General features: G+C 65.8%; 24 protein-coding genes. 18 read left to right on the forward strand and 6 right to left on the reverse strand.

Features of this window, described 5'->3' with window-relative positions:
• Positions 1 to 48 precede the first annotated feature (48 nt).
• The 10 genes from uvrB to iscX all read left to right on the forward strand — a co-directional run bounded on the left by uvrB (position 49) and on the right by iscX (position 8506).
• Entirely contained in the window at positions 49 to 2079 is a 2031-nt protein-coding gene (uvrB, locus tag AXA74_RS07555) for an excinuclease ABC subunit UvrB (RefSeq protein ID WP_032955670.1), read from the forward strand.
• A gap of 250 nt (positions 2080 to 2329) precedes the next feature.
• A complete protein-coding gene (locus AXA74_RS07560) occupies positions 2330 to 2821 on the forward strand; it encodes a low molecular weight protein-tyrosine-phosphatase (RefSeq protein WP_029580528.1) in 492 nt (163 codons plus the stop codon).
• A 188-nt stretch (positions 2822 to 3009) separates the two neighbouring features.
• Positions 3010 to 3552 (forward strand): Fe-S cluster assembly transcriptional regulator IscR, encoded by a 543-nt coding sequence (gene iscR / locus AXA74_RS07565; RefSeq protein WP_029580529.1) that lies wholly within the window; start codon positions 3010 to 3012, stop codon positions 3550 to 3552.
• A gap of 21 nt (positions 3553 to 3573) precedes the next feature.
• Positions 3574 to 4785, forward strand: a complete 1212-nt coding sequence (locus AXA74_RS07570; protein ID WP_032955671.1) for an IscS subfamily cysteine desulfurase — start codon at positions 3574 to 3576, stop codon at positions 4783 to 4785.
• 36 nt (positions 4786 to 4821) lie between these two features.
• Positions 4822 to 5226: a Fe-S cluster assembly scaffold IscU gene (iscU, locus tag AXA74_RS07575; RefSeq protein WP_029580531.1), complete on the forward strand. Its 405-nt coding sequence runs from the start codon at positions 4822 to 4824 to the stop codon at positions 5224 to 5226.
• Between the two features lies 1 nt (position 5227).
• Positions 5228 to 5551, forward strand: a complete 324-nt coding sequence (gene iscA, locus AXA74_RS07580; RefSeq protein ID WP_029580532.1) for an iron-sulfur cluster assembly protein IscA — start codon at positions 5228 to 5230, stop codon at positions 5549 to 5551.
• A gap of 3 nt (positions 5552 to 5554) precedes the next feature.
• Positions 5555 to 6061 carry a Fe-S protein assembly co-chaperone HscB gene (hscB, locus tag AXA74_RS07585; protein ID WP_032978840.1) on the forward strand — a complete coding sequence of 169 codons (507 nt, stop codon included), beginning with the start codon at positions 5555 to 5557 and terminating at the stop codon, positions 6059 to 6061.
• Positions 6062 to 6100: 39 nt separating this feature from the next.
• A complete protein-coding gene (gene hscA / locus AXA74_RS07590) occupies positions 6101 to 7963 on the forward strand; it encodes a Fe-S protein assembly chaperone HscA (protein WP_029580534.1) in 1863 nt (620 codons plus the stop codon).
• Between the two features lie 5 nt (positions 7964 to 7968).
• On the forward strand, positions 7969 to 8310 hold the full coding sequence (gene fdx / locus AXA74_RS07595; RefSeq protein WP_029580535.1) for an ISC system 2Fe-2S type ferredoxin: 342 nt from the start codon (positions 7969 to 7971) through the stop codon (positions 8308 to 8310).
• Between the two features lies 1 nt (position 8311).
• Entirely contained in the window at positions 8312 to 8506 is a 195-nt protein-coding gene (gene iscX / locus AXA74_RS07600) for a Fe-S cluster assembly protein IscX (protein ID WP_029580536.1), read from the forward strand.
• A gap of 48 nt (positions 8507 to 8554) precedes the next feature.
• Here iscX and AXA74_RS07605 read toward each other — a convergent pair whose 3' ends face one another.
• Positions 8555 to 8968 (reverse strand): DUF2501 domain-containing protein, encoded by a 414-nt coding sequence (locus AXA74_RS07605; RefSeq protein ID WP_029580537.1) that lies wholly within the window; start codon positions 8966 to 8968, stop codon positions 8555 to 8557.
• A 151-nt stretch (positions 8969 to 9119) separates the two neighbouring features.
• Between AXA74_RS07605 and AXA74_RS07610 the strand changes: the two genes are divergently transcribed.
• On the forward strand, positions 9120 to 10007 hold the full coding sequence (locus tag AXA74_RS07610; protein WP_032957476.1) for a methylglyoxal synthase: 888 nt from the start codon (positions 9120 to 9122) through the stop codon (positions 10005 to 10007).
• A gap of 9 nt (positions 10008 to 10016) precedes the next feature.
• Here AXA74_RS07610 and AXA74_RS07615 read toward each other — a convergent pair whose 3' ends face one another.
• The gene (locus AXA74_RS07615; protein ID WP_029580539.1) at positions 10017 to 10814 is read right to left on the reverse strand and encodes an enoyl-CoA hydratase/isomerase family protein; all 798 of its coding nucleotides are present in this window, start codon (positions 10812 to 10814) and stop codon (positions 10017 to 10019) included.
• Positions 10815 to 11055: 241 nt separating this feature from the next.
• Here AXA74_RS07615 and AXA74_RS07620 point away from each other — a divergent pair, with 241 nt between their 5' ends.
• From AXA74_RS07620 to AXA74_RS07650, 7 genes are read left to right on the forward strand one after another with little or no spacing between them, the layout of a single operon-like run.
• On the forward strand, positions 11056 to 11868 hold the full coding sequence (locus AXA74_RS07620; RefSeq protein ID WP_032957478.1) for an ABC transporter ATP-binding protein: 813 nt from the start codon (positions 11056 to 11058) through the stop codon (positions 11866 to 11868).
• Positions 11868 to 12746, forward strand: coding sequence for a branched-chain amino acid ABC transporter permease (locus tag AXA74_RS07625; RefSeq protein WP_029580541.1), 879 nt, complete (start codon positions 11868 to 11870; stop codon positions 12744 to 12746). Before AXA74_RS07620 ends, AXA74_RS07625 begins: the two co-directional genes overlap by 1 nt.
• A 1-nt stretch (position 12747) precedes the next feature.
• A complete protein-coding gene (locus tag AXA74_RS07630) occupies positions 12748 to 13785 on the forward strand; it encodes a branched-chain amino acid ABC transporter permease (protein ID WP_029580542.1) in 1038 nt (345 codons plus the stop codon).
• Positions 13786 to 13824: 39 nt separating this feature from the next.
• Positions 13825 to 14994 carry an ABC transporter substrate-binding protein gene (locus AXA74_RS07635; RefSeq protein WP_032957480.1) on the forward strand — a complete coding sequence of 390 codons (1170 nt, stop codon included), beginning with the start codon at positions 13825 to 13827 and terminating at the stop codon, positions 14992 to 14994.
• 7 nt (positions 14995 to 15001) lie between these two features.
• Positions 15002 to 15811, forward strand: coding sequence for an ABC transporter ATP-binding protein (locus tag AXA74_RS07640; protein WP_032978843.1), 810 nt, complete (start codon positions 15002 to 15004; stop codon positions 15809 to 15811).
• Between the two features lie 8 nt (positions 15812 to 15819).
• Positions 15820 to 17652 (forward strand): AMP-dependent synthetase/ligase, encoded by a 1833-nt coding sequence (locus tag AXA74_RS07645; RefSeq protein ID WP_032978846.1) that lies wholly within the window; start codon positions 15820 to 15822, stop codon positions 17650 to 17652.
• Complete coding sequence (locus tag AXA74_RS07650) at positions 17649 to 18266, forward strand: TetR/AcrR family transcriptional regulator (protein WP_029580545.1); 618 nt, start codon at positions 17649 to 17651, stop codon at positions 18264 to 18266. Before AXA74_RS07645 ends, AXA74_RS07650 begins: the two co-directional genes overlap by 4 nt.
• Before the next feature lie 4 nt (positions 18267 to 18270).
• Here the strand turns inward: AXA74_RS07650 and AXA74_RS07655 are convergent, their stop codons facing one another.
• The 4 genes from AXA74_RS07655 to prfB form a co-directional block, all read right to left on the reverse strand.
• Positions 18271 to 18558 carry a hypothetical protein gene (locus AXA74_RS07655; RefSeq protein WP_029580546.1) on the reverse strand — a complete coding sequence of 96 codons (288 nt, stop codon included), beginning with the start codon at positions 18556 to 18558 and terminating at the stop codon, positions 18271 to 18273.
• A gap of 12 nt (positions 18559 to 18570) precedes the next feature.
• A complete protein-coding gene (gene lysS / locus AXA74_RS07660) occupies positions 18571 to 20085 on the reverse strand; it encodes a lysine--tRNA ligase (protein WP_029580547.1) in 1515 nt (504 codons plus the stop codon).
• A gap of 6 nt (positions 20086 to 20091) precedes the next feature.
• Positions 20092 to 20841 (reverse strand): SDR family oxidoreductase, encoded by a 750-nt coding sequence (locus AXA74_RS07665; protein WP_032978849.1) that lies wholly within the window; start codon positions 20839 to 20841, stop codon positions 20092 to 20094.
• 49 nt (positions 20842 to 20890) lie between these two features.
• Positions 20891 to 21995, reverse strand: a protein-coding gene (gene prfB, locus AXA74_RS07670; protein ID WP_126623568.1) for a peptide chain release factor 2 whose coding sequence is annotated in 2 segments (ribosomal slippage) — positions 20891 to 21913 and positions 21915 to 21995 — 1104 coding nt in all. Because the reading frame shifts where the segments join, the coding sequence is not laid out codon by codon here.
• Positions 21996 to 22019 lie beyond the last annotated feature (24 nt).

A 22019-nucleotide genomic window follows, 5' to 3' on the forward strand; every position in this document is an offset into this window, starting at 1 on the left:
CATTCGTGTGCTGTGGATAATGGGGGGTTTACCCTCGGACAGTCTAGCATGACAGACCCTGGATACGTGGAATTTCCCGGTAGCCCGTTTCAGCTGTACCAGCCCTATCCGCCGGCCGGGGACCAGCCCGCGGCCATCGAGGGGCTGACGCAGGGCGTGGCCGATGGCCTGATGTACCAGACGCTTTTGGGCGTGACGGGCTCGGGCAAGACCTACACCATGGCCAATGTGATCGCGCGGCTGGGGCGCCCGGCGCTGGTGCTGGCGCCCAACAAGACGCTGGCCGCCCAGCTCTATGCGGAGATGCGCGAGTTCTTTCCGAAGAACGCGGTGGAGTACTTCGTCTCCTACTACGATTACTACCAGCCCGAGGCCTACGTGCCCACGCGCGACCTGTTCATCGAGAAGGACTCCTCGATCAACGAGCATATCGAGCAGATGCGCCTGTCGGCGACCAAAAGCCTGCTGGAGCGTCGCGATACGGTGATCGTCGGGACAGTGTCCTGCATCTACGGTATTGGCAATCCGGGCGATTACCACGCCATGGTGCTCATCCTGCGCACAGGCGACCACATCTCGCGCCGCGAGGTGCTGGCCCGGCTGGTGGCCATGCAGTACACGCGCAACGACGCCGATTTCACGCGCGGGACCTTCCGCGTGCGCGGCGAGACCATCGATATCTTTCCGGCCGAAAGCCCGGAGCTGGCCCTGCGCCTGACCCTGTTCGACGACGAGGTCGAGACGTTGGAGCTGTTCGATCCGCTGACCGGCAAGGTGCGCCAGAAACTGCCGCGTTTCACGGTGTATCCGGGTTCGCACTATGTGACGCCGCGCGAGACGGTGCTGCGGGCCATCGAGACCATCAAGGAAGAGCTGCGCGAGCGGCTGGACGTCTTCACGCGCGACGGCAAGCTGGTCGAGGCCCAGCGCCTGGAGCAGCGCACCCGTTTCGATCTCGAGATGCTGCAGGAACTGGGTTTCTGCAAGGGCATCGAAAACTATTCGCGCCACCTGTCGGGCGCCGCGCCGGGCGAGCCGCCGCCCACGCTGATCGATTATCTGCCCGCCGATGCGCTGATGTTCATCGACGAGAGCCATGTGACCATGGGCCAGCTGGGCGGCATGTACCGTGGCGACCGGGCGCGCAAGGAGACCCTGGTCCAGTACGGCTTCCGCCTGCCTTCGGCGCTCGATAACCGTCCCTTGCGGCTGGAGGAATTCGAGGCCCGCATGCGCCAATGCGTGTTCGTCTCGGCCACGCCGGCAGAGTATGAGCGCCAGCATGCCGATAATGTCGTCGAGCAGGTGGTGCGCCCCACCGGGCTGGTGGACCCCGAGGTGGAGGTCCGGCCGGCGCGCACCCAGGTCGACGATCTGCTGGGCGAGATCCGCAAGCGGGTGGCGCGCCAGGAGCGGGTCCTGGTGACGACACTGACCAAGCGCATGGCCGAGGACCTGACCGACTTCCTGACCGAACATGGCGAGCGCGTGCGCTATCTGCACTCGGATATCGATACCGTGGAGCGGGTGGAGATCATCCGCGACCTGCGCCTGGGCACCTTCGATGTGCTGGTGGGCATCAACCTGCTGCGCGAAGGCCTGGACATCCCCGAGGTCTCGCTGGTGGCCATCCTGGATGCCGACAAGGAGGGTTTCCTGCGTTCGGAGCGCAGCCTGATCCAGACCATAGGGCGCGCCGCGCGCAACCTGCATGGGCACGCCATCCTGTATGCCGACCATGTCACCGATTCCATGCGGCGGGCCATGGACGAGACCAGCCGGCGGCGCGCCAAGCAGCTGCAGCACAACCAGGACCATGGCATCACCGCCCGCGGGGTGAGCAAGGCGGTGCGCGAAATGATCGACGGCGTCCTGGCGCCGGCCGGCTCGCACGATGCCCTGGAAGACGCCGTGCCGGCCGCGGCCCTGACGGACGAGAAGGCCATGGCGCGCGAGATCAAGCGCCTGGAAAAACTGATGATGGACCATGCCCGCAACCTCGAGTTCGAGCAGGCCGCGGCGGCGCGCGACGCCCTGACCGCCCTGAAGAACCGGGTGTTGCTGGACGGGGCGCGCTAGCGGCGCGGGGTGCGCGGCCGCCGCGCCGCGCACGCTGCTGCATCGCGGCATATGCTTATCCGGCAGTGCGTCAAGCACATTGCTGAAAAATAAGCAAAAAGACGCCAAAAAACATCATCCATTACTTTAAAAATTGCATCTAATATATTGTTTTTATTGTGAAAAACAAAGTTGTACGATATTGGTCGCTAAATCATAAAAACGCAAAAAAAGCTTGCTAAATTCCGGGTTTTCCCGCACACTAGCTCCCATGATGACCAAGGTACTTTTCGTTTGCATGGGCAATATCTGTCGCTCGCCGAGCGCAGAGGGTGTCTTTCGCCACCTGGTGAACGACGCTGGCTTGGGTGAAGTGGTGCGGATCGATTCCGCCGGCACTCACGCTTTTCACATCGGCGAGGCCCCGGATGCCCGGGCGGTGGCTGCTGCCCGCAAGCGCGGCTATGACATCAGCCAATGCCTGGCTCGCCAGGTGACGCCGGAAGACTTCCGCGAGTACGACCTGATCCTCGCGATGGACTGGGACAACCTGTCCGCCTTGCAGCAGCAATGCCCCAAGGCCTACCAGCACAAGCTGATGCTGCTGATGCGCTTTGCCAATGATTTCGAGGAAGCCACGGTGCCCGATCCCTATTACGGCGGTCCGGAAGGCTTCGGCAAGGTGCTCGACTATCTCGAGGACGCCTGTCAGGGCGTGCTGGAGCTGGTGCGCAAGCGTGCGACCCAGTACCAGGCGGCCTGAGGCCCAAGAGGGCGGCGCCATGCCAAAACCGCGCTTCGGCGCGGTTTTTTCAACTTGAGATACTTAGCAAATTACTCGGGAATTTGCTATACTTGAGGCAATTACTCGGGTATTAGGCCAGAGTGCGTAGCCGGGATTGCCGCCTGTATCCGGCAGGCGGGTCCCGACGGATTCACAGGAAACCCATCATGCGGCTAACCACCAAAGGACGTTTCGCCGTGACTGCCATGATCGATCTGGCTATGCGGCAGCATAGCGGTCCGGTCACTCTCGCGGCGATCAGCCAGCGCCAGAATATTTCCCTCTCCTACCTGGAACAGCTGTTCGGCAAGCTGCGCCGCCACGAACTCGTGGACAGCGTGCGCGGTCCCGGAGGCGGCTATTCCCTGGCTCGCCTGGCGCGCAATGTCACGGTGGCCGACATCATTTTCGCGGTCGACGAGCCCCTGGACGCCACCAGCTGTGGCGGCAAGCGGGACTGCACCAGCGGCAATGACGGCAAGCCGGGCAAGTGCATGACCCATGAACTGTGGGCCACCTTGAACCGCAAGATGGTCGATTACCTGGATTCGGTTTCCCTGCAGGATCTGGTGGACCAGCAGCGCGTGCGCCAATTGCAGGAAGCCAACAATCAAGCCCAAGGCTGTTCGGTGCGGGTCAACCGCGCGGGCGCCAATGCCGCGACGGCCGCCGCCGCGGGCACGGCCGCCAATGCCGCGGCCACCGTCTAAGAAGCATCAGGAACTGTACTCATGAGCAACCGTCCCATCTACCTGGACTACTCCGCCACGACGCCGGTCGACCCGCGCGTGGTCGAGAAGATGATCCCCTGGCTCTACGACAATTTCGGCAACCCGGCATCGCGCAGCCACGCCTTCGGCTGGGAAGCCGAAGAAGCGGTCGAGAACGCGCGCGCCGAAGTGGCCAAGCTGGTCAACGCGGATCCGCGCGAGATCATCTGGACCTCGGGCGCCACCGAGTCCGACAACCTCGCCATCAAGGGCGCCGCGAACTTCTATGCCGAGCGCGGCAAGCACATCGTGACCGTCAAGACCGAGCACAAGGCGGTCCTGGACACCTGTCGCGAGCTGGAGCGCCAGGGTTTCGAAGTGACCTATCTCGATGTCAAGGATGACGGCCTGCTGGACCTGGAGGTCTTCAAGGCCGCGCTGCGCCCGGACACCGTGCTGGTGTCGGTGATGATGGTCAACAACGAGATCGGCGTTATCCAGGATGTCGAGACCATCGGCGAAATCTGCCGCGAAAAAGGCATCATTTTTCACGTCGACGCGGCCCAGGCCACCGGCAAGGTCGAGATCGACCTGCAAAAGCTCAAGATCGACCTGATGTCCTTCTCGGCTCACAAGACGTATGGCCCCAAGGGCATCGGCGCGCTGTATGTGCGCCGCAAGCCGCGGGTGCGCATCGAGGCGCAGATGCATGGCGGCGGCCATGAGCGCGGCTTCCGTTCGGGTACCCTGGCCACTCACCAGATCGTGGGCATGGGCGAGGCCTTCCGACTGGCGCGCGAAGAAATGGGCACCGAAAACGAGCGTGTGCGCATGCTGCGCGACCGCCTGCTGGCGGGCCTGTCGCAAATCGAAGAAGTCTACGTGAACGGCAGCATGGAACACCGCGTGCCGCACAACCTGAACATCAGCTTCAACTATGTCGAGGGCGAGTCCCTGATCATGGCGATCAAGGAACTGGCCGTTTCCAGCGGCTCGGCCTGCACGTCGGCCAGCCTGGAGCCTTCCTATGTGTTGCGCGCGCTGGGCCGCAATGACGAACTGGCGCACAGCTCGATCCGTTTCACCCTGGGCCGCTTCACCACCGAGCAAGAGGTCGATTTCGCCGTCGAACTCCTCAAGAGCCGTGTCGGCAAGCTGCGCGACATGTCGCCGCTCTGGGAAATGGCCAAGGAAGGCATCGATCTGAACACCGTGCAATGGGCCGCGCACTGAACGCGCCGCACGATACAACATACGTGGAGAATCATCATGGCATACAGCGATAAGGTCCTGGACCACTACGAAAATCCCCGCAACGTCGGCTCCTTCGACAAGGGCGACGATTCTGTCGGCACCGGCATGGTCGGCGCGCCCGCCTGTGGCGACGTCATGAAACTGCAGATCAAGGTCAACGAGGCCGGCGTCATCGAGGACGCGCGCTTCAAGACCTACGGCTGTGGCTCGGCCATTGCTTCGAGCTCGCTCGTGACCGAGTGGGTCAAAGGCAAGACGCTGGATCAGGCCATGGCCATCCGCAATACGCAGATCGCCGAAGAACTGGCCCTGCCGCCGGTCAAGATCCACTGCTCCATCCTGGCCGAGGACGCCATCAAGGCCGCGGTGCAGGACTACAAGGCCAAGCACGGCGTGGCCGAGGCTGTCGCGGCAGACTGATATGGCCGTCACCCTGACCCAACAGGCGGCCAATCATGTCGGCCGCTATCTGCAAAAGCGCGGTAAGGGTATCGGGCTGCGCCTGGGCGTGCGCACGACCGGCTGCTCCGGCATGGCCTACAAGCTGGAGTATGTCGACGACGCCCAGGCCGAGGACGTGGTGTTCGAGAGCTTCGGTGTGAAGGTCTTCGTGGATCCCAAGAGCCTGGCCTACCTGGACGGCACCGAGCTGGACTATGCGCGCGAAGGCCTCAACGAAGGCTTCAAGTTCCGCAACCCCAACGAGAAGGCGACCTGCGGCTGCGGCGAGTCGTTTACGGTGTAGGTCTTGGCCGCGGACGATTATTTCAGCCTGTTCGGCTTGCCCGCGAAGTTCGAGCTTGACGGCCAGGCGCTGGAAACCGCCTGGCGCGCCGTGGCCGCCCGTGTGCATCCCGACCGCTACGCCACCGCCAGCGCGCCCGAGCGCCGCGTCGCCATGCAGTGGGCGGCGCGCGCCAACGAAGCCTATCGGCAATTGCGGGATCCCTTGCTGCGCGCGCGCTATCTGTGCGAGTCGGCCGGCGTGGACCTGCAGACCGAAAGCAATACCGCGATGGCGCCCGCCTTTCTGATGCAGCAGATGGAGTGGCGCGAGCTGCTGGATGACGCGCGCCATGACGAGCACGCGCGGCAAGTCCTAGGCGCCGAGCTCGAGCAGGCGCGCGCAGCCATGCGCGCGACGCTGGCCGAGCTGATCGACACGCGCAAAGACTATCCGGCCGCGGGCCAGAAAGTGCGCGAATGGATGTTCATCGAGAAACTGGCCCAGGAGCTGGCGGCCGTCCACTCCTAGGATGGCCCTGCCGGGCGCTTTCAGCGACAACGTATACAAATGGCTTTATTGCAGATTTCCGAACCCGGTGAATCGCCCGCGCCGCACCAGCGGCGGCTGGCGGTGGGCATCGACCTGGGCACGACCAACTCCCTGGTGGCTGCGGTGCGCAGCAGCGTGGCCGAAGTGCTGTGCGATGCGGACGGCCACGCCTTGCTGCCGTCGGCGGTGCGCTATCTGCCCGAAGGCCGTGTCGCCATCGGCCGCGGCGCCTTGGCGCATCAGGCCTCCGACCCCTCCAATACCATTGTCTCCGTCAAGCGCTTCATGGGTCGTGCCGCGCAGGATGCGCGTGACAGCGGCGCGCCGTATGACTTCGTCGATGCGCCCGGCATGGTGCGCCTGCGCACCCTGCATGGCGATGTGAGCCCGGTCGAGGTGTCGGCGCAGATTCTGGCCACGCTGCGCCAGCGCGCCGAGGATGTGCTTGGCGATGACCTGGTGGGCGCCGTGATCACGGTGCCGGCCTATTTTGACGACGCCCAGCGCCAGGCCACGCGCGATGCCGCCAAGCTGGCCGGCCTGAACGTGCTGCGCCTGCTCAATGAGCCGACCGCCGCCGCCATTGCCTATGGGCTGGACCAGGCCGCCGAGGGCGTCTATGCGGTCTATGACCTGGGTGGCGGCACCTTCGATGTGTCTATCCTGCGCCTGTCCAAGGGGGTCTTCGAGGTGATCGCCACCGGTGGCGACACGGCCCTGGGCGGCGATGATTTCGATCACGCCATCGTGGCCGACCTGGTGTCCAGCCAAGGGCTGGACGGCCTTTCGCTGTCGGACCGGCGCGGCCTGCTGGTGGCCGCGCGCGCCGCGCGCGAGACGCTGACCGATGCCGGGCAGGCGACGATCGCGCTGAGCCTGGACGATGGGCGCAAGCTCGACGTCACGCTGAGCCGCGCGCATTTCGAGACACTGGCCGCGCCGTTGATCGAACGCACCCTGCAAGCCGCCCGCCGCGCCCTGCGCGATGCCGGGCTGGCGCTGGGCGAGGTCAAGGGTGTGGTGCTGGTCGGCGGCGCCACGCGCATGCCGGCCGTGCGCCAGGCGGTGGCTGCCTTCTTCGGCACGCCGCCCCTGACCAATCTGGATCCCGATCAGGTCGTGGCGCTGGGCGCGGCGCTGCAGGCCAACCTGCTGGCCGGCAACCGCGCGCCGGGCGAAGATTGGCTGTTGCTGGACGTCACGCCGCTGTCGCTGGGCCTGGAGACCATGGGCGGGCTGGTCGAGCGCGTCATTCCGCGCAACAGCACCATACCGGTTGCCCGCGCGCAGGAGTTCACCACCTTCAAGGATGGCCAGACCGCGATGAGCGTGCACGTGGTGCAGGGCGAGCGCGATCTGGTGGCCGATTGCCGTTCGCTGGCGCGCTTCGAGCTGCGTGGCATACCGCCCATGGTGGCGGGCGCGGCGCGCATCCGCGTGACCTTCCAGGTCGATGCCGATGGGCTGCTGAGCGTGAGCGCCCGCGAGCAGAGCACCGGCGTCGAGGCGTCGGTGACAGTCAAGCCCTCGTATGGGCTTTCCGATGACGAAATCACGCGCATGCTGTCCGAAAGCGTGTCGCACGCCGACGACGATGCCCGCGCGCGCATGCTGCGCGAGCAGCAGGTCGAGGCCAGGCAACTGGTCGAGTCCGTGACCGCCGCGCTCGGCGCCGATGGCGATCTGCTCGATGCCACCGAACGCGCGCGGGTGGATGCGGCGCTGGCCGCCGCCGCGGCGGCCCAGGACGGCACGGATATCGAGGCCCTGCGCCAGGCCGTGCAATCGCTGTCCGACGCCACCGAGGACTTCGCCGCCCGCCGCATGGATCGCAGCATCCGTGCCGCGCTTGCCGGCCGTAAATTGGACGAACTCGCTTAAACCTCATGCCGAAACTGACCGTATTGCCCCATCCCGATGTGTGCCCCGAAGGGGCGGTGATCGAGAATGCGCCGACTGGCGTGTCCATCTGCCGTGTGCTGCTGGACAACCATATCGACATCGAACATGCCTGCGAGCTGTCCTGTGCGTGCACGACCTGCCACGTGGTGGTCCGTCAAGGCTATTCTTCGCTGGAGGACCCGACCGATAGCGAGGAAGACCTGCTGGACAAGGCCTGGGGCCTGACGTCGATCTCGCGCTTGTCTTGCCAGGCCATCATCGCCGAGGAGGATCTCACCGTCGAGATCCCCAAGTACACCATCAACCACGCCAAGGAGGACCACTGACATGAAGTGGATCGATACCTACCAGATCGCCGAGGCGCTGGTCGAGGCGCATCCGGATGTGGATCCCAAGGCCGTGCGCTTTACGCAGCTGCGCGAATGGGTGCTGGCCTTGCCTGGCTTTTCCGATGATCCGGCGCGCTCGGGCGAAAAAATCCTCGAGGCCATACAGATGGCCTGGATCGAAGAGGCCGAGTGAGCCCTCACGGCCCATCACGAAAACCCCGTTCGCGGGGTTTTTTCTTGTCTAGAGCAGCGACTTGCCTTGCTGCAGGATCTGGTCGCAGGCTTTTTTGGTGATTTCCTGCTTGAGACCCGAGCCGCTCAGGTCCATGGACTTGCCGTCTTTGCCTTTGAGAATGCCTTGCACGCCGGAGGCATAGCCGGGGTCGGATTCGGGCTTGGCCGCGTTGCCGCCCAGCTTGCCGACGAGCTTGTCCTTGACGGCGGCGGCCTCGCCGCCGGCGAGGTAGTTGTTCTTGATGCAGAACTCCAGCACGCCGGCGGCATTGCCGGTGCTGCCGGCGCTCAGCGAGGACAGATTGCCTCCCAGGCCGGGCGTGGACGAACCCAGCTGGCCTTTGACGCTGTCGAGCAACTGGGCCTGGGCACCGGCTGTCATGGCCAGCAGGGCAGCGGCATACAGGAGAGGGTGTTTCATGGCGGGCTCCGCGTGACGGGGTCGGCCTATCCTAGTCCCGCCGCCAGACCGTTCGCAAGTTTCAGGCTGTAAGGCCGACGGGATGTTCGGCGGATGAACGGCGGCGCTTGGGCGGTATGATGCCAACCTGAGTCTTCATTTTGTCGCCATCATGACCGTGCCTTCCCTACGCTTTGGCCTGGCGGCCAACCGCCTGCATCACGAGACGCCCGATGCAGCCCTGTTCAGCTGGCTGCGCGCCAGCGGCGCCTCCATCCGCGAGATGGGTATCGAGCTGCATACCGTGGGGCGCACCCACGATGCCATCGTGCGCGAAGGCATGCTGCAAGGGTATCGGGGGCTCATCCGCTACCCGTATGGCCGGGAAGGCGGGCTGATGAAGCTGGTGGCCCGGGTGACGGAGGGCCGCGACGGCCAGGCCCCGTTCGACGGCGCCATCTACCTGATCGATCCGGTGGACCCCTCGTCCATCTTCCCGGAGGCCCTGGCGCTCAAGCGGCAATGCATCACGCATGGCCGGCCCTTTATTTCCACCTTGGCCGGCGCCATCGAGTGGATCGAGGTCGAGCGCGTGCTGGCTGGCCTGACGCCCGATCCCGCCTTGGGCCGCCTTTTCCGTTTCGATGGGCAGACGCTGGCCATGATTGCCCACGATGCGCTCAAGGACGAAATGGTGGCGTTTGCCGACACCTATTTCGATGTGTTGTCCCAGTTCGCCCGGCGCGTGGCGACCGGCACGACGGGCGGGCGCCTCAATGAGCTGGCCTGGTCGCGCGGCTGGCCCAAGGACCAGCCCTGGGTGACGCGCTATCTGAGCGGGCCCCTGGGCGGCGATGCCCAGATCGCCGAGCTGGTGCTGGAACATCAATGCCAGCGCGTGATCTTTTTCGAGGATCCGCATGTGGCGCGCCAGCATGAGGCCGATATCCAGTTGCTGGAGCGTGCCGTGCGCGTGGTGACCGACTCGGCCACCTGCGCGACCTCGCCCTCGGTGGCTCGGCGCTGGGCCGAGGCCGTACGCAAGCGCCAGGCGATGTAGCCCGGGCGGCTAGGCCCCGCGAAACCGCGGGGCGCGTTTTTCCTTGAGGGCCCGCACGCCTTCGGCGAAATCCGCCCGGTCGACGATGTCCAGGAAGGCGGCGCTTTCGTTGTTGAGCTGGGTGTCGAGCGCCGCGTCGCCCGCAAGGCGCAGCAAGGCCTTGACCGAGGCCAGGCTGTGCGGCGCCAGCGCGGCGATGTGTTGCGCGTAGGCGGCCACCCGTGCCTGGCGCTCGGCGGCGCCGACCACTTCATTGAGCAGTCCCCAGTCCCGCGCTTCTTGGGCGGCCAGCGGTTCGGTGCGCAGCAGCAGTTCCATGGCGCGGCGGCGGCCCACCAGGCGGACGAGGGCGTGGGTCATGCCGGCATCGGGGCTGGCGCCGATCTTCAGGTAGGCGGTGGCCAGGCGGGTGTCCTGCACGGCCCATGCCAGGTCGCAGGCGAGGGCGAGCGAGAGCCCGGCGCCCGCGGCCACGCCATGCACATCGGCCAGCCAGATCTTGGGCATGCTCGCGATATGGGCGATGAAGGCGTTCAAGGGGCCGAAGAGTTCCTGCAGCGTGGCGCGCGCCCCGGCCCCTTCGAACATCCCGATATCGCCGCCGGCGCAAAAAGCCTTGCCCGCGCCGCGCAGCACGACCACACGCAGGGCGGCCTGCGCGGCCAGCCAGTCGGCGGCCGCGCGCAGATCACGCGCCATCGCCACGTCGATGGCATTGAGGGCGGCGGGGCGATTGAGCGTCAGCCAGGCGCAGGGCCCGTCCAGGGCCAGCTCCAGCGTGCCGTATTGCGGCGCAGCAGTCGTCATGCTTGTCTCCGTATCGGGTAAGTACCCGGTTTTGATTCGAAAACCGCGATGCTATGTTGCGAACCAAGCACTTGCTCGGTTGCAGGGACGGGCATAGCGTAACGCATCACGGTGCATTGCCGTAAGCGCCGCCAGCAGCACTTCGCAGTCAAACCAGCCTCTCCGGCGGCGCCCGCCGCCTCGGCGGGGCGCTTGCTTGCCACGGGACCCCCGGGGCAAAAGAAGAGCGAGGAGACAGCAGGTGGAAGAGCCGCTATTGCAGGTTCAGGGGGTGACGCTCGCCTTTGGCGGGGTCAAGGCGCTGTCGGACGTGAGTTTCACGGTCCGCCCCGGCACGATCACCGCTGTCATCGGTCCCAATGGCGCCGGCAAGACCTCGCTGTTCAACACTATTTCCGGTTTCTATCGGCCCTCGCAGGGCTCGATACGCTTTGAGGGCCGGGATATCACGCGATTGGCGCCGCCCCAGCGCGCGCGCCTTGGCCTGGCGCGCAGCTTCCAGAACATTGCGCTGTTTCGCGGCATGACGGTGCTGGATAACATCAAGCTGGGCCGCCATGCCCACCTGCGCACCAATGTCTTCGATGCCTTGTTCTACCTGGGCCGGGCGCGCCGCGAAGAAGAGGCGCTGCGCGCCGAGATCGAGGAGCGCATCATTGACTTCCTGGAGATCGATCATATCCGGCACGCGCCGGTGGCCGCGCTTTCGTATGGATTGCGCAAGCGGGTGGAGCTGGCGCGCGCCCTGGCCATGCAGCCGCGCATCCTGATGCTCGATGAGCCGGTCGCGGGGATGAACCGCGAAGAGACCGAGGATATGGCGCGCTTCATCCTGGATGCGCGCGCCGAATGGGGCCTGACCGTGCTCATGGTCGAACACGACATGGGCATGGTGATGGACCTTTCGGACCATGTGGTAGTGCTCAATTTCGGGCAGGTGATCGCCGAGGGTTCCACCGCCCAGGTGCAGGCCCATCCCGATGTGATCAAGGCGTATCTGGGCGCCGGCGACGTGGCCGATCTGCGCGCCCGGCTGCTGGCGAGGGCGGCCTGATGGACGGCTGGTTCTTCTTCGAGGTGAGCCTGGCCGGGTTGGGCGCGGGCGGACTGTACGTGCTGGCCGCCCTGGCGTTTGTGATCGTCTACAAGGCGACCCGGGTGGTCAATATCGCCATCGGCGAGTTCTTGATGATGGGCGCCTATCTATTCTATGCCTTTGCCGCGGATTGGCAGTGGCCGATCTGGGCGGCGATCGCCGCCGCGCTGCTGGCCAGCGGCCTGCTGGGCGCGGCGGTGGAGCGCCTGGCCATCCGGCCCATGCTGGGGGAGTCGCCCATCTCGGTGTTCATGGTGACCGTCGGCCTGGCCTCGATCGCCGTCGGCGTGGTGGAGCTGGTCTGGACGGCCGACCAGCGGCGCCTGCCGGAGTTCTTCCCGCGTGCGCCGGTCATGCTGGGAGAGGCGTTCGTGGCCTCCAAGGTGTTCTACGGTTTCTGGGTGGCGGTGGGGTTGTCGCTGGCCGTGCTGGCCCTGTTCCGCTTCTGGCGCGGCGGGGTGGCCCTGCGGGCGACGGCTTCGGACCAGGGGGCGGCCTATGCCATGGGCATCAACGTGCCGCGGGTGTTCTCGCTGGCTTGGGCCGCGGCAGGCGTGCTGGCGGCGGTGGCTGGCATCGTGGTGGGATCGATAGGCGGGATTTCGTCGTCCATGGGCACCTTCGGGCTGTCGGTGCTGGTAGTGGTGATCGTGGGCGGCCTGGACAGCGTGGCCGGCGCCCTGGTGGCGGGCGTGCTGATCGGCCTGCTCGAGGCATGGGCCGGGGCCTATCTGGGCGGGGAGTACAAACTGCTGGCCACGTTCGTGGTGCTGGTGGCTGCGCTTATGGTCCGGCCATACGGCCTGTTCGGCACGCGCGATATCGAGAGGCTCTGACATGCGTATAGCGACCGCCAAGCAAAGCTATGCCGCCGACCAGGCGCTCTTTGACACCGCGACTCAGCGCTTGTGGCTGCTCCTGCTGGCGGCCGCGCTGGTCGTCTTTCCCTTCGCGGCCAACGCCTATTGGCTCTATCTGGCCTGCCTGGTGGCGATCAATATCGCCAGCGCGACGGGCTTGAACATCCTGACGGGCTATACCGGCCTGGTCAGCCTGGGGCAAGCGGCCTTCATGGGCCTGGGGGCCTATACGGTGGCCGTCCTGCAGACGCGCTGGGGCCTGCCGTTCTGGCTGACGCTGCCGGCCGCCGGCGTGGTCGCCATGGTGGGCGGCGTCATCGTGGGGATTCCATCCTTGCGCGTCAAAGGCCTCTATCTGGCGATCGTGACCATCGCGGCTTCCTTCATCACGCATTTCCTGTTCGCCAACCTGGGCTTTACGGGCGGCACGGCCGGCCTGCAGGTGGCGCCCGCGCGCTTCCTGGGCTGGGACCTTGATACCTCTTTCCGCATTTATTGGCTCATCGTGCCCCTTACGGTGCTGATGCTGCTGGGCGCGGCCAACCTGTTCCGCACCCGCATCGGGCGCGCCTTCATCGCCATCCGGGACCGTGATATTTCCGCCGAGGTGCTGGGCATCGACCTGCTGCGCTACAAGCTGCTGTCGTTCGGCCTGTCGTCTTTCTATGCCGGCGTGGCCGGCGGACTGTGGGCCTATTTCTTCCGCGTGGTCACGCCGGAGAGCTTTCCGCTCATCATGTCCATTTTCTTTCTGGCGGCCATCATCGTCGGCGGCATGGGGACGATACTGGGCTCCATCCTGGGCGCCTTGTTCATGACCATGGTGCCGGAGGTGCTCAAGCTCATCGTGGGCTGGCTGCCGGTGGGCGGCGATGCGCTGCGGCTGTTGTCGCCCGTGCGCACCATCGTCTTCGGCCTGCTGATCGTGGGATTCCTGATTTTCGAGCCGCATGGCCTGGCCGAAATATGGCGCCGTGTGCGGCGCTTCTTCCATTTATGGCCTTTCCGTACCTGATCGCGACGGCGACAGGCAATAACCAGCAGGAGACAAACCATGAAGCTGTTCCGTAGCGGTGGATGGGCCCGGTTGCTGGCGCCCGTGGCCATGTTGGCAGGTATCGCGTCGGCCCAGGCGGCCGATGACATCGTGATCGGGGGCTCCATCCCCCTGAGCGGGGTGTTCGCCTTTGCCGGGCAGGGGATACATGCGGGCCTGGGGGACTATGTGAAGATGGTCAACGAGAAGGGAGGCATCCAGGGGCGCAAGCTGGTCTATGTGCCCGAGGATACCGCCTACAAGGTGGATGCCTCGGTGGCGGCCTTCAAGAAAATCACCAGCCAGAACAAGGTCAATTTCTATTACGGCGACTCGACGGGTTTTTCCAAGACCATCAATGCCGAGCTCAACCGCGCCGGCACCATGATCATGACGGGCGCATCCTTCGCCACCGAGCTGAACGATCCGGCCAAGTATCCCAACCAGTTCATGCTGGGCCCGGACTACACCGAGATGTTCGGCATCCTGCTGCGCTACATCGCCAAGGAAAAGCCCGGGGCCAAGGTGGCCTTTGTCTATTCGGACACCGAGTTCGGGCGCGACCCCATCGCCAGTTCGCGCGGCGTGGCCGAGAAGCTGGGCCTGAAGGTCGCCACCGAGATCATGACGCCGCCGGGCAGCGTGGACGTCTCGACCGAGGTCATCAAGCTGCGGCGCGCCGACCCGGACTTCACCATCTTCCATGGCTATGTGCTGGCCCCCATCCCGGAGTTCGTCAGCCAGGGCAAGCGCATGGGGCTCAAGACCCGCTATATGGGCACCTTCTGGACCATGGACAACTCCACGGTGATGCAGATGGGCGAGGACGGCGACGGTTTCATGGGCGTCATGCCCTATCGCTATTACTACGATGATGCGGCCGACGCGCCCACGCTCAAGGCCATACGGGCCATGCGCCCCGAGTACCAGAGCACCGGCTATATGCAGGGTTATCTGGCCGGCATGCTGTTTGCCGAGACCGCGCGGCGCACGCTGGCCGAGGGCAAGCCGCTTACCGCGGCGAACATGAAGGCGGCCCTGGACGGCATCAAGGACTTCGACACGGGCGGCCTGATCGGCGTGCCCATCACCATCAAGGGAAATTCCATACCGGTGGGACGCATCTACCAGGCCGATTTCAAGCAGAAGAAGATGCTGCCGGCCTCGGATTGGATCGTGCTCAAGTGAGGCGTGCATGACGGCCCCGGTGCTGGAGTTGCGCAATATCGAGGTGGTCTACAACAAGGCCGTGCAGGTCTTGCGCGGGCTGTCGCTGTCGGTGCCGCAGGGCAGTATCGTGGCGCTGCTGGGCAGCAACGGCGCGGGCAAGTCCACCGCGCTCAAGGCCATCTCGGGACTGCTGGCGCTGGAAGACGGCGCCCTGGTGGGCGGTGCGATCCAGTTCCAGGGCCGCGATACCCGGGGCGCGGCGCCCCAGGACCTGGTGCGCCACGGCCTGGCGCATGTGATGGAAGGGCGGCGCGTCTTCGAGGACCTGACCGTGGAAGAAAACCTGGTGGCCGCGACCTATGCGCTGACCGGGCGCCGTGTCGAGGGCAAGCCCGATTTCGATCTGGTCTATGGCTATTTCCCGCGCTTGTATGAGCGCAGGCGCGGCCTGGCCGGCTATCTTTCGGGCGGCGAACAACAGATGCTGGCCATCGGCCGCGCCCTGATCGCGCGGCCCGCCCTGATGCTGCTGGACGAGCCTTCGCTGGGCCTGTCGCCCATGCTGGTCGAGGATATTTTCGCCATCATCTCGCGCATCAACGCCGAGCAGGGGGTCTCCATGCTGCTGGTGGAACAGAATGCCTCGGTGGCTCTGGCCGTGTCCCATTATGGATACATCATGGAGACGGGCAAGATCGTCATCGACGGCACGGCCGAACGCCTGGCCGGCGACGCGGATGTGCGCGAGTTCTATCTGGGCGTGGGCGGCGGCGGCGAGCTGCGCGGTTTCCGCGAACTCAAGCACTACAAGCGGCGCAAGCGCTGGCTTTCATAGGAGACGCCATGGACGGGCTGGACCCGGCGCAATGGCCGGAACTGACATTGCCGCAGATGCTGCGCCGGCAGGCCGAGCGCCAGCCGCGCAAGGTGGCCTTGCGGCAAAAGGAGTTCGGCATCTGGCGCGCGCTGGACTGGGAGGGGTATTGGCGGCGCAGCCTGGATCTCGCGCTGGGGCTGCAAAGCCTGGGCCTGGGCGCGGGGGCCCATGTGGCCATCGTGTCGGAAAACCGCCAGGAGTGGCTGCTGGCGCAGATGGGCGCGGGTGTCCTGGGCGCGGTCTGCGTGGGTGTCTATCCGACCAGCCCGGCCAGCGAGATGGGCTATGTGCTGGAACATGCCGGCGTGGATCTGGCCATCTGCGAAGACCAGGAGCAGGCCGACAAGGTGCTGGCGGTCAAGGACCGCCTGCCCGCGTTGCGCGGCATTGTCATGATCGAAACCAAGGGCCTGCGCAATTATCCGCCCGAGGTGAGGCAGCTCATCCTGCCGTTCGAGGAACTGATCGACCGCGGCGCGGCGGCCGGCGATCCGGCGCGCCGCGACGTCCAGGCGCGGCTGGACGGCCAGCGCCTGGACGAGGTCGGCCTGATGATCTATACCTCCGGATCCACGGGCAAGCCCAAGGGGGCCATGATCCGCTATGCCAATATGCGGGCGGTGGCGCCGGGCATCGCCGACAGGCTGGAGATGGACAGCGAGACCGTGCATCTATCCTATCTGCCGCTTTGCCACGTGGCCGAACAGATGCTGTCGGCCTTCGTGCCCATCTATCTGGGGGCGCAGGTCAACTTCGGCGAATCCATCCGCACCGTACAGGAGGACCTGCGCGAAGTGGCGCCCAGCGTATTCCTGGGCGTGCCGCGCATCTGGGAGAAGCTGCACGCGGCCATTTCGATCAAGATGCAGGAAACCGGGCGCCTGCGGCAGGCCTTGTACCGGCGGGCCCTGTCGGCTTGCGGGGCTTTCTTGCACAAGGACCGTAGCCAGCGCAATTGGCGCGAACGCCTGACCTATGGCTTTTATTACTGGCTGATCCTGCGCGCCCTGCAGAACTTCATCGGCCTGCGGCGGGTGAAGGTGGCCCTGACCGGCGCGGCGCCGATTCCACAGGAAGTGCTGCGCTATTTCCGCAGCCTGGGCGTGCCCCTGGTCGAGGTCTACGGCCTGACGGAATCAACCGGCATGGTGTTCGGCCAGCGCCGCCAGGCCGTGCGGGTGGGGACGGTGGGCGAACCCATATTGGGCGTGCGCTACCGCGTGGGCGAGCATGGCGAGCTGCTGTTGCAGGGCGGCATGGTGTTCGGCGGCTACTACCGCAACGAGGAGGCGACGGCGCAGGCCGTGCGTGACGGCTGGCTGCATACCGGCGATGTGGCCGCGGTGGAGGACGGCCAGGTGCGCATCGTGGATCGTCTCAAGGACATCATGATCACCGCGGGCGGCAAGAATCTCACCCCGACCGAGATCGAGGCCGCGGTCAAGGCCAGCCCCTATGTCAAGGAGTGCGTTGCCATCGGCGATGGCCGGCGCTTCGTGAGCGCGCTGATCCAGATCGAGTTCGACACGGTGGCCAAGTGGGCCGAGATCAACGGTATCGCGTATACGCATTTCCGCTCCTTGGCCGAGCATCCGCGCGTGCGCGACCTGGTGCAGCAGGCCGTCGATCATGCCAACAAGGACCTGGCGCAGGTGGCCCGGATCAAGCGCTTTCATTTGCTCGTCAAGGAACTGGACCACGACGACGGCGAAGTCACCGCCACCATGAAGGTGCGCCGCGCCAGCATCCACCAGGCCTATGCGGCCGAGATCGAGGCCCTGTATCGGGAGACGGCATGAAAACCACGGCGCAGGGCGCGGGCGAGGTCCGGCGCGAGGCGGTGATCCAGACGGCGGGGCGCATGTTCCGCGAGCACGGCTATGAGCGGACCACGGTGCGCGAGCTGGCCAGCGCCGTGGGTTTGCAGTCCGGCAGCCTGTTTCATCATTTCCGCAGCAAGGAGGAGATCCTGCTGGAGGTGATGTCGCGCGGTATCGAGGAGGTGCTGGAGCAGGGCGGCCAGGCCCTGCGCCGCTACGAGGCGCCCGGCGACCGCTTGGCGGCCTTGTTCCGTGTCCATCTGTGGAGCATGCTGGCCGGCGCCGGCGGCGATGCCATGCATGCCCTGGTCTATGAGTGGCGCAGCCTGTCGCCACAGGCGCGCGCCGGCGTCAAGGCCTTGAGCGACCGCTACGAGTCCATGTGGCAGCGCGTGGTCGAACAGGCCGTGGGCGCGGGCGTGCTGCGCGGCGATGCGCGCGTGATCAAACGCTATCTGTTGGGCGGGCTTAACCTGACGGTGCAGTGGTACCGGCCTCGTGGCAGGCTGTCGCCGGCGCAGTTCGTGCAGGCCATGCTGCAGGCGGCCTTGCCGGAGCTGGCGCAGGCCGGGGACTGGCCGCCGCCGGCCTGAGGGGTCAGCGCGGCCGGCGCCGGTAGGCCAGCAGGCCGCAGGCCACGGCCAGGATGAGTTGCGCCAGGGCCAGCGGCAGCAGGAAGTCGAGCTTGCCGTCGGCGCCCGCCAGGCTCGCCCGGCTCATCCAGAGCAGGCAGGCGAGCACGGCGCTGGCCAACAGCACGGCGCAGGCGCCGCAGCAAAAAAGAAAGCCGCGCCTGGCCGGCCCTCTGGGGGCGCGGCGGCGCGGCAGCAGGACATACAGCCCGAGCACCACGAGGCCTGCAAGCAAGAGGATCTTGGCAAGCATCGTGGCGCGGCCTCAGTCTTCGCGGCGCAAGTGCGGGAACAGGATCACGTCGCGGATGCTGGGGCTGTCGGTCAGCAGCATCACCAGGCGGTCGATGCCGATGCCGCAGCCGCCGGTCGGCGGCATGCCGTATTCGAGCGCGCGGATGTAGTCGGCGTCGTAATACATGGCTTCTTCGTCGCCCGCGTCCTTGGCCTCGACCTGGGCGCGGAAGCGCTCGGCCTGGTCTTCGGGGTCATTGAGCTCGGAGAAACCGTTGGCGATCTCGCGGCCGGTGATGAAGAGTTCGAAGCGCTCGGTGATGCCCGCGCGGCTATCGGAAGCCCGGGCCAGCGGCGAGACTTCGACCGGGTAGTCGACGATATAGGTCGGGTTCCAGAGCTGGGACTCGGCCGTTTCTTCGAACAGCGCCAGCTGCAGCGCGCCCAGGCCGGCCCGGGCCAGGGGCGCGTGGTCGACATCCGCGCCCAGCTTCTTCAGTTCGGCGCGCACGAAGGCGGCGTCATCGAGCTGCGCCTGGGTGTAATGCGGAGCGTACTTGAGGATGGCCTCGCAGATGGTCAGGCGGTCAAAGGGTTTGGAGAGATCGAGTTCGCGCTCCTGGTAGGTCAGCACGGCGCTGCCGGTGGCGGCGATCGCGGCCTGGCGGATCAGCGACTCGGTGAAGTCCATCAGCCAGCGGTAATCCGCATAGGCCGCGTAGAACTCCATCATCGTGAACTCGGGGTTGTGGCGCGGGCTCACCCCCTCATTGCGGAAATTGCGGTTGATCTCGAACACGCGGTCAAAGCCGCCGACGATCAGGCGCTTGAGGTAGAGCTCGGGAGCGATGCGCAGGTACATTTCCATGTCCAGCGCGTTGTGATGCGTCACGAAGGGCTTGGCCGCCGCGCCGCCCGGGATCGGGTGCAGCATCGGCGTTTCGACTTCCAGGAAGCCGGCGGCCAGCATGGCCTGGCGGATGCCGCCCACGGCCTTGCTGCGCGCCTCGAAGGTGCGGCGCGTGGCCTCGGTCATGATGAGGTCGACATAGCGCTGGCGATAGCGCAATTCCTGGTCGGCCAGGCCGTGGAATTTGTCGGGCAGGGGGCGCAGCGACTTCGACAGCAGGCGCGCCCGGGCGGCGTGCACCGAGAGCTCGCCCTTGTTGGTCTTGAAGACCGAGCCCTCGATCGCGATGATGTCGCCGATGTCCCACTGCTTGAAGGCGGCATAGACCTCTTCGCCCAGCGTGCCGCGATCCAGGTAGATCTGGATGCGGCCGCTGCCGTCTTGCAGGGTGGCGAAACTCGCCTTGCCCATGACGCGCTTGAGCATCATCCGCCCGGCCACTTTGACCTGCACGGCGGCATCGAGCAGGGCTTGCGGCTCCTGGTCGTCGTATTTGTCGTGCAGGCGGGCGGCTTGCGCATCCGGAACGAAGTCGTTCGGATACGCGACGCCGGCTTCGCGCAGTTTGGCCAGCTTGGCGCGCCGCTCGGCGATCAAGCGGTTTTCATCCTGGGCGGTGGGCGAGTGATCAGTCATGGTGGGTCAGTGGTAATTGCGGATGTCGTCGATTTCGGTCTGGCCGAAGTCTTCGCGATCCAGGTAGGCGAGGATGTTGGCGGCCACATCGGCCGGGGCCGCCAGCTTGCCGGTGGAATGGAATTCCTGGAAACGGGCCAGGCCGGGGAAGGCGGCGGGATCGCTGGCCCGGATATCGGCCTGCATGCCGGTATCGACGATGCCGGGCGCAAGCGACACCACGCGCACGCCCGCCGGGCCGTGCTCGGCCTTCAGGACGCGGCTGTACATATCCAGGGCCGCCTTGGTGGCGCAGTAGACGCCCCAGCCGGCGGTGGGATTGCGGCCCGCGCCCGAGGAGATGTTGATGATGCGCCGCTCGGCCTGCAGGCCGTCGACCGCCTGCAGGAAACGGGCGGTCAGCAGCATGACGGCGGTGACGTTGAGCGTGAAGGCCTGGCCGATGGCCGCGGCGTCGGCCAGGGCATTGGCGTTGGCCACCGGGTGCACGGTGCCGGCGTTGTTGATGAGCACGTAGCGCCTGGCATCGCGCGGGATGGCCAGCTGCCGGGCGGCCCGCGCGGCGGCGTCCGCGTCGGAGAGATCGACCTGGATTTCCTTCAGGGCCACGCCGCGCTCGCGCGCCAGGGCGGCCAGTTCGGGATCGTTGCGGCGCGCCAGGGTCACCAGTTGGGTGCCCGGTTTGAGCAGGCCGCGGGCCAGGGCGGCGCCCAGGCCGCGCGAGGCGCCGGTCAGGATGGCAAACGTATCGGTCATGGTTGCGGGCTTCCGTGGGCTGCGGGGCGGGGGCCATGCCCCCGGGGAATCAAACGCCTTGCTTCAGGCTGGCCTGGATGAAGGGATCCAGGTCGCCGTCCAGGACTTTCTGGGTATTGGAGATCTCGACGTTGGTGCGCAGATCCTTGATGCGGCTCTGGTCCAGCACGTAGGAGCGGATCTGGTGGCCCCAACCCACATCGGTCTTGGAGTCTTCGAGTTTCTGCTGCTCGGCCATGCGTTTGCGCATTTCGAGCTCATACAGCTTGGACTTGAGCATCTGCATGGCTTCGGCGCGGTTGCGATGCTGGGAGCGGTCGTTCTGGCATTGCACCACGATGCCGGTCGGCATGTGCGTGATGCGCACCGCCGAGTCGGTCTTGTTGATGTGCTGGCCGCCCGCGCCGCTGGCGCGGTAGGTGTCGACGCGCAGGTCCGCCGGGTTGACCTCGACCTCGAAGGATTCGTCGACCTCGGGATAGACGAAGACGCTGGCAAACGAGGTATGGCGGCCGCCCGAGGAGTCGAAGGGGCTCTTGCGCACCAGGCGGTGCACGCCGGTCTCGGTGCGCAGATAGCCGAAGGCGTATTCGCCCTCGATCTTGATCGTGGCCGATTTGATGCCGGCGATTTCGCCTTCGGATTCTTCCAGCACTTCGGCCTTGAAGCCTTTGCGTTCGGCGTACTTGAGGTACTGGCGCAGCAGCATGGAGGCCCAATCCTGGGCTTCGGTGCCGCCGGCGCCGGCCTGGATGTCCAGGAAGCAGCTCAGCGGGTCGGCCGGGTTGGAGAACATGCGGCGGAATTCCAGGCCTTCCAGTTTTTCCTGGAAGCCGTCGGCATCGGATTCGATGGATTCCAGCGTCGCGTCGTCGTCGTCCGCGGCGGCCAGCTCGAATAGCTCCCGGGCGTCGGCCACGCCCTGGCCCAGCTCGGACAGCGTCTGGACCACGTCTTCGAGCGATTTCTTTTCACGGCCCAGGTCCTGGGCGTGTTTGGGATCGTTCCAGACCGAGGGGTCTTCCAGCTCGGCGTTTACAACTTGCAGGCGTTCGGCTTTGGCATCGTAGTCAAAGATACCTCCGTAGAGCCTGCTCGCGCTCCGCGTAGTCGGCAAGGCGGGCGGCGATCTGGTTCTGACGTTCGGCTTCCATGAGTGATCCTGATGACTTTTATGC

This window comes from Bordetella hinzii LMG 13501 (genome assembly GCF_001548475.1).
In the GTDB taxonomy this organism is placed as follows: Bacteria; Pseudomonadota; Gammaproteobacteria; order Burkholderiales; family Burkholderiaceae_B; genus Bordetella; species Bordetella hinzii.

Excerpts from the sequence above, each read along its gene's own strand:
- uvrB (WP_032955670.1), top strand. The coding sequence starts at position 49 with ATGACAGACCCTGGATACGTGGAATTTCCCGGTAGCCCGTTTCAGCTG.
- AXA74_RS07560 (WP_029580528.1), top strand. The coding sequence starts at position 2,330 with ATGATGACCAAGGTACTTTTCGTTTGCATGGGCAATATCTGTCGCTCG.
- iscR (WP_029580529.1), top strand. The coding sequence starts at position 3,010 with ATGCGGCTAACCACCAAAGGACGTTTCGCCGTGACTGCCATGATCGAT.
- AXA74_RS07570 (WP_032955671.1), top strand. The coding sequence starts at position 3,574 with ATGAGCAACCGTCCCATCTACCTGGACTACTCCGCCACGACGCCGGTC.
- iscU (WP_029580531.1), top strand. The coding sequence starts at position 4,822 with ATGGCATACAGCGATAAGGTCCTGGACCACTACGAAAATCCCCGCAAC.
- iscA (WP_029580532.1), top strand. The coding sequence starts at position 5,228 with ATGGCCGTCACCCTGACCCAACAGGCGGCCAATCATGTCGGCCGCTAT.
- hscA (WP_029580534.1), top strand. The coding sequence starts at position 6,101 with ATGGCTTTATTGCAGATTTCCGAACCCGGTGAATCGCCCGCGCCGCAC.
- fdx (WP_029580535.1), top strand. The coding sequence starts at position 7,969 with ATGCCGAAACTGACCGTATTGCCCCATCCCGATGTGTGCCCCGAAGGG.
- iscX (WP_029580536.1), top strand. The coding sequence starts at position 8,312 with ATGAAGTGGATCGATACCTACCAGATCGCCGAGGCGCTGGTCGAGGCG.
- AXA74_RS07605 (WP_029580537.1), bottom strand. The coding sequence starts at position 8,968 with ATGAAACACCCTCTCCTGTATGCCGCTGCCCTGCTGGCCATGACAGCC.
- AXA74_RS07610 (WP_032957476.1), top strand. The coding sequence starts at position 9,120 with ATGACCGTGCCTTCCCTACGCTTTGGCCTGGCGGCCAACCGCCTGCAT.
- AXA74_RS07615 (WP_029580539.1), bottom strand. The coding sequence starts at position 10,814 with ATGACGACTGCTGCGCCGCAATACGGCACGCTGGAGCTGGCCCTGGAC.
- AXA74_RS07625 (WP_029580541.1), top strand. The coding sequence starts at position 11,868 with ATGGACGGCTGGTTCTTCTTCGAGGTGAGCCTGGCCGGGTTGGGCGCG.
- AXA74_RS07630 (WP_029580542.1), top strand. The coding sequence starts at position 12,748 with ATGCGTATAGCGACCGCCAAGCAAAGCTATGCCGCCGACCAGGCGCTC.
- AXA74_RS07635 (WP_032957480.1), top strand. The coding sequence starts at position 13,825 with ATGAAGCTGTTCCGTAGCGGTGGATGGGCCCGGTTGCTGGCGCCCGTG.
- AXA74_RS07640 (WP_032978843.1), top strand. The coding sequence starts at position 15,002 with ATGACGGCCCCGGTGCTGGAGTTGCGCAATATCGAGGTGGTCTACAAC.
- AXA74_RS07645 (WP_032978846.1), top strand. The coding sequence starts at position 15,820 with ATGGACGGGCTGGACCCGGCGCAATGGCCGGAACTGACATTGCCGCAG.
- AXA74_RS07650 (WP_029580545.1), top strand. The coding sequence starts at position 17,649 with ATGAAAACCACGGCGCAGGGCGCGGGCGAGGTCCGGCGCGAGGCGGTG.
- AXA74_RS07655 (WP_029580546.1), bottom strand. The coding sequence starts at position 18,558 with ATGCTTGCCAAGATCCTCTTGCTTGCAGGCCTCGTGGTGCTCGGGCTG.
- lysS (WP_029580547.1), bottom strand. The coding sequence starts at position 20,085 with ATGACTGATCACTCGCCCACCGCCCAGGATGAAAACCGCTTGATCGCC.
- AXA74_RS07665 (WP_032978849.1), bottom strand. The coding sequence starts at position 20,841 with ATGACCGATACGTTTGCCATCCTGACCGGCGCCTCGCGCGGCCTGGGC.